This window comes from Mesorhizobium sp. RCC_202 (assembly GCF_041355295.1).
Classification (GTDB): Bacteria; Pseudomonadota; Alphaproteobacteria; order Rhizobiales; family Rhizobiaceae; genus Mesorhizobium.
On sequence record NZ_JBFUPO010000011.1, the window covers coordinates 127,095 to 140,801 of the forward strand.

The following is a 13,707-nucleotide window of genomic DNA, read 5'->3' on the forward strand; positions in this document are numbered from 1 at the left end:
TTCACGGCCCGTCGAGCCGTATCAGTCCGTCTCGTCGGCGCGGCTGCGCCGTGAGCCGGCTATGCGCGCCACAAGGTCGGCAAGCTCGGTGGGCTGGAACGCACCGGCCCCGATCCCCCCGGCAACTTCCTCGCTGCCGAGCGGCAGCACGGCGCTTCCAAAACCCAGCTTTTCGGCTTCTTTGAGGCGCTGCTGCGCATGCGCAACCGGCCTCACCGCGCCCGATAGGCTGATTTCGCCGAAATAGACGCAATCGGCGGGAAGGGCAAGACCGGTGAGCGACGAAACCAGTGCAGCGGCGACCGCGAGGTCGGCGGCCGGCTCGCTGATCCGGTAGCCACCGGCGACGTTGAGGTAGACATCGTGCTGGCCGAAGCGCACGCCGCAATGCGCTTCCAGCACCGCCAGCACCATCGACAACCGCGCGCCGTCCCAGCCGACAACGGCGCGGCGCGGCGTGCCGAGGGAGGATTGCGCGACCAGCGCCTGGATCTCGACCAGCACCGGCCTGGTGCCTTCCATGCCGGCGAAAACCGCGGCGCCCGGCGATTTCGCGTGGCGTTCGCCAAGGAATAGTTCGGACGGGTTGGAGACTTCGCGCAGGCCCTTGTCCGACATTTCGAACACGCCGATCTCGTCGGTCGGGCCGAAACGGTTCTTCACCGTGCGCAGGATGCGGAAGTGGTGATTGCCTTCGCCCTCGAAGTAGAGCACGCCGTCGACCATGTGTTCGACGACGCGCGGTCCAGCGATCTGGCCTTCCTTGGTGACATGGCCAACCAGCACGATCGCCGCACCTGTGGATTTCGCATAGCGGATCATCGCCTGGGCGGACGCGCGCACCTGGGTGACGGTTCCCGGCGCCGAATCGGCAAGGTCGGTCCACAGCGTCTGGATGGAATCGAGGATGACGAGATCGGGCCGCTTGCCGTCGGCTATGGTGGCGAGGATATCCTCGACATTGGTTTCGGCGGCGAGCTCCACCGGTGCGCCGGCAACGCCGAGCCGCTGTGCCCTCAGCCTGATTTGCGCGACGGCCTCTTCGCCCGAGACATAGACGATGCGATGGCCTTTCGAAGCAAGTGCCGCGGCCGCTTGCGTGAGCAGCGTCGACTTGCCGATGCCGGGATCGCCGCCGACCAGCAGCGCCGAGCCGCGCACGAAGCCGCCGCCGGTGGCGCGATCAAGCTCGCCAATGCCCGAAACGATGCGCGGCGCGTCCTCGATGTCGCCGGCAAGGCTGGTCAGCACCACCGCGCGACCCTTGCGGGCGTTGCGCGTGTTGGCCGGTCCCGAGCCGATGCCGCCGGACGTGCCTTCCTCGACCAGCGTGTTCCACTCGCCGCAGGCGTCGCATTTGCCGGCCCAGCGCTGATGCACCGAGCCGCAACTCTGGCAGATGAACTGAACGCGCGATTTGGCCATCAGTTTATCGGTTCCAAGAGATATTTCTGGCGATCCCAGTAAATCGGCAAGGCCTCCTCGATCGTATCGAAATGGATGCGACGCTCTTCGTTTCTTTGAGCCCAATTGTCGTAGGCTGACCAGCACGCGTAGCGGAATAAGCCAACCGCCACATCATTCACTTGTCGGACGTCTTCGTGCAGCGTTTCCAACAACTGCAGCAGCGCTACGGAGAGGCGGCGATCTTGAAGCAGATGCATCAGATTGAATGCGCACCCAATAGCGGCCAGAGAGCTGTCGTATCGAGATTCCACCGACCACAGCGCCAAAAGCCTCAACAGATCATCGATATCGGATGGAGTGCTCAGGCGCCAAATCCGATATAGGCCAGTCACTGCTGCGCTGCGAATGTAGTCTTTAGCTTGATTGCCAAGGAATTTCCTCACCAATTCGACGTTCTGGGGTGTCGGATCACTCGAATAGCAGAATACCAGTAAGGCGGTGTTCGAATCTAAGTGAGAAGTTGAGCCGGATGATTTCAAATATTCAGTCAGTTGCGTGCGTTCTTCTTCAGAGATTTGGTACGCCTCGAATTTCATTCGCTGATAGATGTCACTGAAATCCAATCGGCTGCTCCAAACCTACTCGAACCTCTCCGCGATATGATGCTCTTCCGCCAGATCGGAGAACCGCGTGAATTCACCGTGGAAGGCGAGGCTGACCGAGCCGGTCGGCCCATGGCGCTGCTTGGCCACGATGCACTCGGCCTTGCCGCGCATCTCGTTCATCTCGTTTTCCCATTTGACGTATTCCTCGGTGCCGAGCTTCGGCTCGCGGTTCTTGAGGTAGTATTCCTCGCGATAGACGAACAGCACCACGTCGGCGTCCTGCTCGATGGAGCCGGATTCACGCAGGTCCGAAAGCTGCGGGCGCTTGTCGTCGCGGCTTTCGACCTGACGCGACAGCTGCGACAGCGCGATGATCGGCACGCCGAGCTCCTTGGCCAAGGCCTTCAGGCCGGTGGTGATCTCGGTGATTTCCTGCACGCGGTTCTGCGAGGCGCGCGCGCTCGAGCCCTGCATCAGCTGGATATAGTCGATGACGATGAGGTCGAGGCCGCGCTGCCGCTTCAAGCGCCGCGCGCGGGCCGAAAGCTGCGCGATCGAGATGCCGCCGGTCTGGTCGATGAACAGCGGGATTTTTTGCATGGTCTGCGAGCAGGCGACGAGCTTTTCGAAATCCATCTCGGTGATCTCGCCGCGGCGGATTTTCGACGATGAGATCTCGGTCTGCTCGGAGATGATACGGGTGGCGAGCTGCTCCGACGACATTTCCAGCGAGAAGAAGCCGACGACGCCGCCATTGGCCGCCTTGAAGGAGCCGTCGGCCTGCTGTGCCGGGACATAGGCTTCGGCGATGTTGAAGGCGATGTTGGTGGCCAACGAGGTCTTGCCCATGCCGGGGCGGCCGGCAAGCACAATCAGGTCGGATGGCTGCAGCCCGCCCATGCGGCGGTCGAGATCGCGCAGGCCGGTGGCGATGCCCGACAGATGGCCGTCGCGCATGAAGGCGGCATTGGCCATGTCGACGGCGGTCTTGACCGCATCGTTGAAGCTTTCGAAGCCGCCGTCGTAGCGGCCCGTCTCGGCCAGCTCGAACAGCCGGCGCTCGGCATCCTCGATCTGGTCGGAAGGCGACATGTCGACCGGCGCATCATAGGCGATGTTGACCATATCCTCGCCGACGGTGATCAGCGCCCGGCGCGTGGCAAGGTCGTAGATCGCGCGGCCATAGTCGGTGGCGTTGACGACGGTGACCGCCTCGACGGCAAGCCGCACGACATATTGCGCCACCGTCATCTCGCCGACCTTCTCGTCGGCCGGCAGGAAGGTCTTCAGCGTGATCGGCGTCGCGATCTTGCCCATGCGGATGAGCTCGGCCGCGACCTCGAAGATCCGGCGGTGCAGCGGTTCATGGAAATGCGCCGGCTTCAGAAAATCGGAGACACGGTAGAAAGCGTCGTTGTTGACGAGGATGGCGCCAAGCAGCGCCTGCTCGGCCTCGATGTTGTTCGGTGCCTCGCGATAAAGCGGCGTTTCCGCCGCGCCGAATTTCCGTGCCGCCTCTGCCATGATGTCCCCGATTTCGATCCCGCTTTCTCGATATCAGAACGAGACGATTGGGTGCTGACCTTTCTGCATCACCGCGCAGCCAACCGACCTTGATTTCACGTTGTTCACAGGGACGGCAAACCATCCACAGGACAGAATTCCGGTGGCCCGATTCCGGTTGACTCGGCAAGCGGTGATTCTTATTCGGCGTTATCGAACAAAGCAAGAACAATTTGGATAGCCGGTCGCTGGGGGACGCGCTTGCAGCGGATCCATTATGTGCATTCGGGGCAGGTGGCACGAGCGTTCAAGATTAGCCGAAACACCCGTCAAGTCGTCATCCACGGGCGGAGCAAGGAGAGAAGCGACGCGCGCAGACCCGAGGATCCATGCCATTACTTACGAGCGTTGCAGCGGTTCAGAACGAACTCCATTCTGCGCCGCCTTACTTCTTCGGCTGATGTCCCGGCATGGATCCTCGGGTCTGCGCGTCCGCTTCGCTCCCGCTCCGCCCGTGGATGACGAAGTTCGGGTGCTTCCGGCTAATCTCCAAAGTCGGCGATCTGCCAAGGCACCGCCGCTGCGGCCTTTCTCGAGGCCGACGCCACCGGCGTCCGCCGGGACCTATCCCAACGCATCGCCCCAATCGACCCGCCGCGCAGCCTTGAAACCCTCGCCATCGCGCTTGCTGAACAACTGCTCGCCGGCGCTGCCGTCCGGCTGGCAAAGTTTGAGCACGACCTTTCCCGATCCTGCCTTCGGCGGCGCGATCACCCGCGCCGGGCGCGCCGGCGCAGGCTGCCGCGAGGCGGCGAGATAGATGGACTTCTCGTCTTCCCACGGCACATCCGCGTCCTTGACGAGGCGATGCAGGCGCGAGCGGGCGACGCGGCGTGCGAAATGGCACCAGTCGGGCGGCGTCAGCGGGCAGGGCGCCCGGTGCGGACAGGGCGCCAGGAGATGCGCACCCGCCTCGATCAGCTGCTGGCGGGCGGTCAGCACGCGCCGCCAGCCAGCCGGCGTGCCGGGTTCGACGATGAGCAACGTGTCGGCGGTCAGCCGCCAGAGCCGATCGATGAGTTTTGGCAGCGAGGCCGGCGCGACCTCGTCCAGCACATAGGCAATGCTGACGAGGTCGGTAGGCTGGAGGCCATCGAGGTCGATGGTGGCGTCGCCGGCAATCCAGTCGGTGCGGACGGCGATCATGCCGGCAGCAAGCGATTGCCCGACCTTGCGCACGGCGGCACTTGCCTCGACCAGCACAGCCTGTTCCAGCTCCGGCCAGGCGTCGGTGGTGGCCCAAAGCATCGTGCCAGGCCCGGCGCCGATATCGAGCAGCGTCTTCGGCTGGAAATCAGGCCGCGTTGCCACCAACGCATTCAGGCTGGCGCGCACGGCGGCATAGGTGGCGGGCAGCCTTGTCGCCAGATAGGCCTTGACCGCCATGTCCTCGCCCATATGCAGGCGGCCGTCGCGCAGCTCCGCGCGGTAGCGTTCCGAAAGCGTCTTTGCCGCCTGCTTCAACGCCGGCAGCGGCACGTTTTCGAGCAGGCCGTCGACGCCTTGGCGGAGCGGGGCGGGGAGTTCCATGGCCTACGCTCCGCGCGGTGCCAGGAGGATGACGGAAGCACCCGCGATGCAGAGCGCCGCCCCCGCCATGTCCCAGCGGTCGGGGCGCACGCCTTCGACCAGCCACATCCAGCCGAGCGAGGCGGCGATGTAGATGCCACCATAGGCGGCGTAGGCACGGCCGGCGGCGTCCGTTTCGACCAGCGACAGCAGGAAGCCGAACAGCGCCAGCGAGACCAGGCCCGGAACAAGCCAGAGCGGCGACTTCTCCAGCCGCCACCAGGCCCAGAACGAAAAGCAGCCGGCGATCTCGGCAAGCGCGGCTGCGATGTAGATGAGGTAGGTCATGAAAAAGGTCTCGCGAACGAGACCTTTTTCGTGTCGTCGGGCCGCAATGGCAAGCGGCAATGCGTAGAGCTCACTCCACCGATTTGCGGCGGCGGGTCGATTTGGGGGCGGCTGCGGGTGCTGCCGCCGGCTCCTCACGGCCATGGTCGCGCAGTTCCAGCGCCTTCTCGCATTTGGCCATGTAGTCGCGCGTCACCGGCAGCGTGTCGTTCACCTTGGCGATCTGGAACTGGAAGATGACCAGGTCCTGCCAGCGGAAGGCGGCTTCGGAGGCGGCGAGGTAAAACTCCCACATGCGGCAGAAGCGCTCGTCATAGATCGCCCTGGCCTTGTCGCGGTTGGCGGCGAAGCGCTCGCCCCAATGCTTGAGCGTATCGGCATAGTGCAGCCGCAGGATTTCGACGTCGGTGACCACGAGGCCCGACTTCTCGATCGCCGGCAGCACTTCCGACATCGCCGGGACGTAGCCGCCGGGGAAGATGTATTTGCGGATGAAGGCGCTGGTCGCCCACGGCACGCCGGAACGGCCGATGGTATGGAGCAGCATCACGCCGTCGGGCTTCAGAAGCGTCGCCGCCTTGTCGAAGAAGGTGCGGTAGTGGTTGAGGCCGACATGCTCGAACATGCCGACCGAGACGATGCGGTCGAACCGCTCGTTGAGCGCGCGGTAGTCTTTCAACTCGAAATGCACACGGTCCTGCAAGCCTTGCGCGTGCGCGCGGTCGGTGGCGACACCGTGCTGCTCGGTCGACAAGGTCACGCCCTGCACGTCGACGTCGAAGGCATTGGCGAGATAGATGCCAAGTCCGCCCCAGCCGGAACCGATGTCGAGCACGGTCTGGCCGGACTTCAGCCTCAGCTTGGCGGCGATATGGCGCTTCTTGGCGAGCTGCGCCTCGTCCAGCGTCATGTCCGGCTGTTCGAAATAGGCGCAGGAATACTGCATGTCCTCATCGAGGAAGAGCTTGTAGAGCTCGCCCGACAGATCGTAGTGGCGCTGCACGTTGCGGCGCGAGCGCGCCGCCGTGTTGATCTGCTGCAGCCGGCGGAAGGCATGGCGCAAGCCCTCGATGGCCTTGGACCAGGCCACGTCGATGCCGCTCGAGCCCATGTTCTGGAAGGCGATGCGCATCAGACCGAGAACACCGCCTTCGAGCACGTCCAACTCGCCGTCCATATAGGCTTCCGGCACCGCCAGCATCGGGTCGAAGGTGATGGCGCGCTCGGCATGCGGCGTCTTGATGTGGATGTGCACCGGCTCGCCGCTGCCGTCGCCGAATTTGTGCGTCGAGCCTTTCGGGCCGGTTACCGTGAGATTGCCCACATGCACGAGGCGCTCGAGAACGTGGTTCAGCAGGATATTCATGACCAAATGTCCCCTCAGTCGGACCATCCGGCAGTCGGACTGGAATGCCAAATCAAAAGTACCGCAGCGCATCGCCCGCGTCCTATCGACGCGCCACGCTGCAATGTGCACCAAGATATAGGGTTTAGAAAAGTTCCATTTGGCACAAAAAAGCCCGGGTCGGAGACCCGGGCGTTGGTCCAGAAAAATCTGGAGGCTTGCAAACCGGAGCTCTGCCCCGGCAGCAGGCCTGAAATCAGGCGTTGTCTTCGCCGCCTTCGAACTCGGCGTTCGGGTCGAAGAAATTTTCCGGACGGGCGTTGTCGTTGATGTCGTCGCCGTAGATGGCCTCGGCGGTGGTCAGTTCCTCGCCCTTGGCCTGACGCTCGGCCTCTTCCGTCGAGCGGGCGATGTTGAGCGTCACGGTGACCTCGACTTCCGGATGCAGCGCGATCGCCACATTGGTCAGGCCAATGGTCTTGATCGGCTGGTTGAGCTCGATCTGGGTGCGGCTGACGGAGAAGCCCTCGGCGGTCAAAAGGTCGGCGATGTCGCGCGTCGACACCGAGCCGTAGAGCTGGCCGGTCTCGCCGGCCGAACGGACCACGATGAAGCTCTTGCCGTCGAGCTTCTCGGCGACCTGGGTGGCCTCCGACTTACGCTCGAGGTTGCGGGCTTCGAGCTGGGCGCGCTGGCCCTCGAACTTCTTCTTGTTGCCTTCGTTGGCGCGCAGCGCCTTGCCCTGCGGCAAAAGGAAATTGCGGGCGAACCCGTCCTTGACCTTGACGGTGTCGCCCATCTGGCCGAGGCGCGAAATGCGCTCGAGGAGAATGACTTCCATGGTTTCGTTCCTTCGTTTGGCGCCATCCGGGATGGCGTCGGATTCTTTGGAACAGGTCAGGAAGCAAAAGGGGCGTGGCGCCGGTGTCGCTGTCCTGCCTGCGTGGCAGTTAGAGGTTTGTGGCCTCAACTCGGGATTTAATGTTCAAGCCGACACGCCCGCCGTGCCGGTGAATGCGCGGGCGGCAAGCCGCCCGCTGAAGAGGTTAGCGAACCACGTAGGGCAGCAGGCCGAGGAAGCGGGCGCGCTTGATCGCCTTGGCGAGTTCACGCTGCTTCTTCTGGCTGACGGCGGTGATGCGCGACGGCACGATCTTGCCGCGCTCGGAAATGTAGCGCTGCAGCAGACGCACGTCCTTGTAGTCGATCTTCGGAGCGTTGGCGCCGGAGAACGGGCAGGTCTTGCGGCGGCGATGGAACGGGCGCCGGGTCGGGATCTGGTTGATGTCGACCATTATTCTGCACCCCCTTCAAAGCCTTCGCGCGGACGGCGCGGGCCACGGTCGCCGCCTTCACGGTCGCCGAAAGAACGCGGGCCACGGTCGCCACGGTCGCGATCGCCGAACGAACGCGGGCCACGATCGCGGTCGCCGAAGCTGCCGCGCTCGGAACGCTCTTCGCGCTTCTGCATCATCGCCGAAGCGCCTTCCTCATGCGCCTCGACCTTGATGGTGAGGAAGCGAAGGACGTCTTCCGACAGCCCCATCTGACGCTCCATTTCGTTGAGCGCGGCCGGCGGGCAAGTGATGTCCATCAGCGTGTAGTAAGCCTTCCGGTTCTTCTTGACCCGGTAGGTGAGGGACTTCAGTCCCCAGTTCTCGATCCGGCCGATCGATCCGCCATTTGCTGCGATGACGCCCTTGTACTGTTCGACAAGCGCGTCAACCTGCTGCTGCGACAGGTCCTGCCGGGCAAGAAACACATGTTCGTAAAGAGCCATAATGTTTAAGTGCCTTTCTTCGTTTCTCTTACCGGCCCTCGCGGCTAAGCCTCTGCAACTTGTCTGACCCGGTCGCGAACGAGCGGAGAAGAAAGGAGCATCACGAGACGGTCGAGAGCGGAGACACGGGAGGCTGGAAGCGCTTGTCGCTTCGTGTCGTGGCTTTTGAAAACCACGGCCCTCCGTTCAGCCCCCAGCAAGGACCGGCAGATTGCGCGGGTCTATACAGCAATTTCAGCCGAAGGCAAGGCTAGGAGACCGCCGGGCCGGGCTCCAACATGTCGCAGCCAATGCATGTCGCCCAAAAGTGACCTCAGTTTTGGGAAAACACACATGCATTAAACAAAGACCTGAAGCGCGTCGCTTGAGCCTGTTTCAGCGTTCGGCGCAGAGCGCTTTAGGGAAAAACGCCAACATTTCAAAATTGTCGAATTTATCGATTTTCCGGTAATCCGACTTTAACCACCCCATAAGGTTGTGCCGGGTTGTAACCACCCGTTTATCATGAAAGGCGCATGAACTCCCCCGCGGGCCGCATGGCGGCGGAAAATTGGGCAATTCCGGGGGTAGGAAATGCTTCTCAGGCAATTTTGGCGCTCGCGGAGCGGCAATTTCTCGTTGATGCTGGCGCTCGGCGTGCCGGCGATCCTCGGCGCGGTGGCGTTCGCTACCGACGTCTCGACATTGATGCGCGCCAAAAGCAATCTGCAGAACGCGCTTGATGCCGCGAACCTTGCCTCCTCGCATCTCGGCGATGCCGAGACGACGCGCAACGACGCCTTCAACAGCTACTTCCAGGCCAATGTCGCCAGCCATGGCGAGCTTTCCAACGCCAAGGCCACGCTGACCGTCGACAGGGGCGTCAACTTCGTCAAGACCAAGGCCGTCGCCTCGGCCGACGTCAATCTCAACTTCGCCTTCCTGTTCGGGGCCGAAAAGCACATCAGCGTCGACGCCGGCGCGGTGGAATCCAACAACCAGCTCGAAGTGGTGCTGGTGCTCGACAACACCGGCTCGATGGCCGGCGCTCGCATCACGGCGCTTCGCACGGCGACCAAGTCGCTGCTCGATTATCTCGAAGCGGTCAAGTCGCCGACGCGCCAGGTGCGCGCCGCCCTGGTGCCCTTCGTCACCGCCGTCAATGTCGATGGCCCCGAATTCGATCCGTCCTGGATCGACATGGACGGCAAGTCGCCGACCAACGGCGTCAATTTCCCGGTCGTCAACGGCAAGCGCCCGAACCATATGGCGCTCTTCAAGCAGCTTGGCCGCAACGGCGGTTGGAGCAACACCGGATGGAAAGGCTGCGTCGAGGCTCGTCCCGGCGCGTTGAACATCGCCGACACGCCGCCCGACCCGTCGAAGCCGGAAACGCTGTTCGTGCCCTATTTCGCGCCGGACGACCCAGATATCGCCAGGAAGCCGTCGGCCTCCTACGGCAATTCGGCGACCGGCTATAACAATTCCTATCTCGACGACACGATCGACAACAGCAAGCTGGGCGGCAACATCCTGGGCATCGATCTCAGCGGGCTGCTCACCGGCCTTCTCAATGCGCTGCTCAGCGCCGATCTGAAGACGATTGCAAAATACGTCGCCTCGACCACCACGCTGATCACCGAAACCGGCAGCCCGGTGACCATCGGCCCGAACCGCGCCTGCCCGACGCCGATCGTGCCGCTGTCCACCGATTTCGACCAGCTGCGCACCGCGGCCGCGCAGATGAGTGAATGGAACGGTTCCGGCACCAATGTCTCGGAGGGTCTGGCCTGGGGCATGCGGGTGCTGTCGCCGCAGCCGCCCTACACCGACGCTTCGCCTTACAAGACGCCGGGCGTCACCAAGATTGTGATGCTTCTGACCGATGGCGAGAACGTCGTCTATGGCGCCTCGAACACGCCGCAGAAATCGGACTACACATCCTACGGCTATCTCGCCAGCGGCCGCTTCGGCTCGGAGAACCAGACGTCGGCGGCGCGCAATGTCGACGGCTGGACCAAGGATGTCTGCACGCAGCTGAAAAACCAGGGCGTCCAAATCTACACCATGGTGCTGCAGGCCGACACCGCCGCCAACCGCTCGCTCTACAGCGGCTGCGCGTCCGACCCGAGCGACTACTACGCCGTCGAGGACCCAGCCAAATTGCCGAACGTCTTCCAGACGATCGCCAACAAGTTCTCGAGGTTGCAGCTTACGAATTGATGAGTGTGGCGCGCGTGGCATGAGAGCGGTGATGGCGGAGTAGTTCCGCCGCGACCGTTGCCATGTAACACAGGCACTTCCGTGCGGGCATCGCAGAAATGCCTATCGGGTTGTCGGTCTGGGTGACCTTCAGCCTAAAGTTTGCGAGCGTCAGAAATGTCCGCTTTGCGCCTATTTAGGACATTCAGGATATAATCAGCGCTCCCCAAAGCGGACCAATCTTATTCCAATTGGCTCAGAGCCATCAGCCCGCGCAGATATGCGATTGGGAGCCCAAGGTCTTGCCGTTTTCCGCGGTAGAAATAACCCTGACCGATTAGGATGGCTTGGCGGCCTGTCCGGCGACCAGAAACCATGCGACGCGATCCGGACGCAGCAGGGAAGCAAGAACGCTGGAAATCCGGACCGCGGGAGACGCCAGTACAGTGTCAGCGCTCAGATGCGCTTTGATCTTCGACCATTCGGCCACGAGATCACGGACGCTGAACACGGTGTGGCCTATGTTTAACGAGAAGTTCGTCCCGTCCTCGATAAGGCCTGCTCCGAATGTGCTGAAGTCGGTGGGGACGAAGATGTTGATGTTTATGTGGTCGAAGCCCTTCATCGCACCGTCGGCGATATAACCGAGCCCGCTTCGGTCCATGACCAAAAGCACCGCTGGCAAGAGGCTCGTCGGATTCGCCAGAATGTTTCGAAAGTCATCGCAACGCCCGTCGGCAACGGCAGTCAGAAACCGTAGCGCGTCCTCGCCATTCAGCCCCGGAGCGGCGATCCGCCCGCCCCGTTGATGAAGAATCCTGAGCAGCAGGCCAGAAATCGATTCCATCTCCTCTTCGCAGCCCAAGACATCGGCGGCACCCGCAAAAGACACGTAGAACGGGGTCATCTCGTCAGAAACTGGCACGATCGAATTACTGTAATGCGCCATTATCAGGCGCACGAGGTCGGCCGCCTTCGGAGCGATCACCGCTGTGCTCTCGCCGGACATAGTCTGGATGTGCGCCGCGGCACCGAGCCAACCCAGGATGCTCATCAGCCGCAGCGGCAGGAAGTAGAAGTCGGCAATGCCGCCGTCCTTCGAGAGCAACGCATAGGTGCTTTCGGTAAAGTCGGCCAAAAGCTGATCGGTCCCCTCGCCAATCGACGCAACGACCTCTTTCGATAGTTGCATGATGGCATCGGCGCAGTGCGTGCTGGAAACCGCCATTGGCAGAAGCGCGACCGCGCACGCAGACCGGAGTCTGGCAACGTCGAAGTGATCGCCCGTTGCAGCAATGCGGGCGCCGAAGGTCGCGGCCAACCCCATTATGAAGGCGGAAGCGACCGCGGGCTCGTCCTCTAGGTTTGCGCAGACCGGCTGGACGACATCCAGAAACCGCTCGGCGTCAAACTCTCTGGTGAGCGACAGGTACTGCTCCCAGAGTGCATCCGACGCGGCGCGGATATGCTCGTTGCCTGCGCCGTCCGAAGCCAGATCCGGGAACGTCTCGCTGATGTGTGCACTACCTCCGGAGAAGCGAGGATTCTTAGCGAGTTGGGAAATACCGAAGAGATTGATCCCCCAGCAGACTGGGGACTGGCCTGTGCCATGCATCAGCCTTGACACGACTTGTCCGACCTCAACTAGGTCAAACGACGGTCGGGTGGTCTGAACGGGTGTTTCTCCTTTCAGGCACGACATCAGCGCGCTCGTGCAGTGCCCGGTTCCATCCGATTCTCCTGCATATTCGTCGGAACCCGCCGCCGCCAGGATCGAAATGGCCAATGATCCTGCCTTCCCAATCACATTAGGGTTGAGCAGGACGCCGATGTCATGGACGACCCCGCCCGCGTGGCAGGCGTCGATGATCAGGTTGGTGTGACGGATCTTTGCCTCGGTTATCCAGCCGAAGAGCTGTGGCATCGACAGCGCGTTCAGCGACATCCTGCTGACGTCGGTATCCTTCAGACAGAGAAAGTAGGCGTTGTCCTTCACGCCGCCGTGTCCGGCAAAGAAGAACGTCAATTCCTCGATGGGCGGGCCGGAGAAGAGTGCGGCTTCGATGGTCGATCGCAACTCCGCCATCGTCGGCGACAGTAGCAGCTTAGACTGCGCCTGATCGTACTCACCCCAGTTCTTCGCCGCGAGGTGCTCGAAGATTGTCGCGGCGTCGTTCTCCGCGCCCGCAAGGGGCTGGAGGGGCGGATTGTCGTAGACGTCGCAACCGATGGCGATCAGCACTCTCAAAGCGAGTCTCTTTCCCAAGCCGGAGGAAATTTCGCATGTCGCTCGCTTTCCCGCTGTCTGGCGAGTTCGGACTTCTCGGCCTTCACCTGTTCGATGCGCTCGGTGAACTCCGGTCCCTGCGCTTCGAGATCAGCTATGGTCTTTTCGAAGCGTTCTCGTCCCATGTGAAATTGCGGCAGACTGACCTGGCCATTCTCGTCAATGCCAAATTCGATCATCTCAAGGGCGGCTAGGAAGGCCTCGGCAGGAGACTGCCCCGGGCCGACGACAACTGTATTTCCCGATTTCTCGGTAGACTGGCTGATCGTCTGGTAAAGGGAAGCTTGGAACTGCGTCGTCAGCCCCTCGACCAAACGGTTTCTCGCCTCAACGAACTTGGTAAGGTCGTGATTGACGATGTCGTTGAAGTGGGACAAGAACTCGAAAGAATGCGCCTGCATTTCGCCGGCGTCGTCGCCGTGCTCCGTAGGCTTTGTCTTCCACATTCGGCCATGCTGGAATTTCTGCGCATTCCGGGGGGAGATGAGTTCGTCGCGCCGCTTCTGCAGCTCGGCCGCAACTTGTTTGGTGAACGCCTCGTTGAATTCCTTGATGCCGCTGCGGTATCTGAATGGCGTCACTTGGGGACTCGTGGTTGCGGTGGTGTTCACATCGATATAATCGTGAAGCTACGTCCGGACAACGTTGCGGATTTGACGATTCCGAGGTGAAAGGCGCGCCA

The 13,707-nt window shown here is 62.2% G+C and carries 12 protein-coding genes; 1 reads left to right on the plus strand and 11 read right to left on the minus strand.

What is annotated here, in order from left to right:
• Positions 1 to 21 precede the first annotated feature (21 nt).
• From radA to rpsF, 9 genes are all read right to left on the minus strand, one after another.
• Complete coding sequence (gene radA, locus AB6802_RS24115; RefSeq protein ID WP_371012688.1) at positions 22 to 1,425, minus strand: DNA repair protein RadA; 1,404 nt, start codon at positions 1,423 to 1,425, stop codon at positions 22 to 24.
• Complete coding sequence (locus tag AB6802_RS24120) at positions 1,425 to 2,030, minus strand: hypothetical protein (RefSeq protein WP_371012689.1); 606 nt, start codon at positions 2,028 to 2,030, stop codon at positions 1,425 to 1,427. Before AB6802_RS24120 ends, radA begins: the two co-directional genes overlap by 1 nt.
• A 15-nt stretch (positions 2,031 to 2,045) precedes the next feature.
• Entirely contained in the window at positions 2,046 to 3,536 is a 1,491-nt protein-coding gene (locus AB6802_RS24125) for a replicative DNA helicase (RefSeq protein WP_371012690.1), read from the minus strand.
• 603 nt (positions 3,537 to 4,139) lie between these two features.
• Positions 4,140 to 5,105 carry a small ribosomal subunit Rsm22 family protein gene (locus AB6802_RS24130; protein ID WP_371012691.1) on the minus strand — a complete coding sequence of 322 codons (966 nt, stop codon included), beginning with the start codon at positions 5,103 to 5,105 and terminating at the stop codon, positions 4,140 to 4,142.
• Between the two features lie 3 nt (positions 5,106 to 5,108).
• Positions 5,109 to 5,432, minus strand: a complete 324-nt coding sequence (locus AB6802_RS24135; protein ID WP_371012692.1) for a YnfA family protein — start codon at positions 5,430 to 5,432, stop codon at positions 5,109 to 5,111.
• Positions 5,433 to 5,502: 70 nt separating this feature from the next.
• Positions 5,503 to 6,798, minus strand: a complete 1,296-nt coding sequence (locus AB6802_RS24140) for a class I SAM-dependent methyltransferase (protein WP_371012693.1) — start codon at positions 6,796 to 6,798, stop codon at positions 5,503 to 5,505.
• A gap of 235 nt (positions 6,799 to 7,033) precedes the next feature.
• Positions 7,034 to 7,618: a 50S ribosomal protein L9 gene (gene rplI, locus AB6802_RS24145; protein WP_371012694.1), complete on the minus strand. Its 585-nt coding sequence runs from the start codon at positions 7,616 to 7,618 to the stop codon at positions 7,034 to 7,036.
• A gap of 205 nt (positions 7,619 to 7,823) precedes the next feature.
• Positions 7,824 to 8,072, minus strand: a complete 249-nt coding sequence (rpsR, locus tag AB6802_RS24150; protein WP_006203718.1) for a 30S ribosomal protein S18 — start codon at positions 8,070 to 8,072, stop codon at positions 7,824 to 7,826.
• The gene (rpsF, locus tag AB6802_RS24155; RefSeq protein WP_371012695.1) at positions 8,072 to 8,557 is read right to left on the minus strand and encodes a 30S ribosomal protein S6; all 486 of its coding nucleotides are present in this window, start codon (positions 8,555 to 8,557) and stop codon (positions 8,072 to 8,074) included. Before rpsF ends, rpsR begins: the two co-directional genes overlap by 1 nt.
• 573 nt (positions 8,558 to 9,130) lie before the next feature.
• On the opposite strand from rpsF, the gene AB6802_RS24160 reads away from it, so the two are divergent.
• Positions 9,131 to 10,759, plus strand: coding sequence for a pilus assembly protein TadG-related protein (locus AB6802_RS24160; protein ID WP_371012696.1), 1,629 nt, complete (start codon positions 9,131 to 9,133; stop codon positions 10,757 to 10,759).
• Positions 10,760 to 11,075: 316 nt separating this feature from the next.
• Here AB6802_RS24160 and AB6802_RS24165 read toward each other — a convergent pair whose 3' ends face one another.
• Both AB6802_RS24165 and AB6802_RS24170 read right to left on the minus strand, forming a co-directional pair.
• Positions 11,076 to 12,986, minus strand: a complete 1,911-nt coding sequence (locus AB6802_RS24165; protein ID WP_371012697.1) for a caspase domain-containing protein — start codon at positions 12,984 to 12,986, stop codon at positions 11,076 to 11,078.
• On the minus strand, positions 12,983 to 13,606 hold the full coding sequence (locus AB6802_RS24170) for a hypothetical protein (RefSeq protein WP_371012698.1): 624 nt from the start codon (positions 13,604 to 13,606) through the stop codon (positions 12,983 to 12,985). Before AB6802_RS24170 ends, AB6802_RS24165 begins: the two co-directional genes overlap by 4 nt.
• Positions 13,607 to 13,707: the final 101 nt, after the last annotated feature.

Coding starts and splice junctions, on each gene's coding strand:
- rpsF (WP_371012695.1), bottom strand. CDS start 8,557: ATGGCTCTTTACGAACATGTGTTTCTTGCCCGGCAGGACCTGTCGCAG.
- AB6802_RS24135 (WP_371012692.1), bottom strand. CDS start 5,432: ATGACCTACCTCATCTACATCGCAGCCGCGCTTGCCGAGATCGCCGGC.
- AB6802_RS24125 (WP_371012690.1), bottom strand. CDS start 3,536: ATGGCAGAGGCGGCACGGAAATTCGGCGCGGCGGAAACGCCGCTTTAT.
- AB6802_RS24140 (WP_371012693.1), bottom strand. CDS start 6,798: ATGAATATCCTGCTGAACCACGTTCTCGAGCGCCTCGTGCATGTGGGC.
- AB6802_RS24160 (WP_371012696.1), top strand. CDS start 9,131: ATGCTTCTCAGGCAATTTTGGCGCTCGCGGAGCGGCAATTTCTCGTTG.
- rplI (WP_371012694.1), bottom strand. CDS start 7,618: ATGGAAGTCATTCTCCTCGAGCGCATTTCGCGCCTCGGCCAGATGGGC.
- rpsR (WP_006203718.1), bottom strand. CDS start 8,072: ATGGTCGACATCAACCAGATCCCGACCCGGCGCCCGTTCCATCGCCGC.
- AB6802_RS24130 (WP_371012691.1), bottom strand. CDS start 5,105: ATGGAACTCCCCGCCCCGCTCCGCCAAGGCGTCGACGGCCTGCTCGAA.
- radA (WP_371012688.1), bottom strand. CDS start 1,425: ATGGCCAAATCGCGCGTTCAGTTCATCTGCCAGAGTTGCGGCTCGGTG.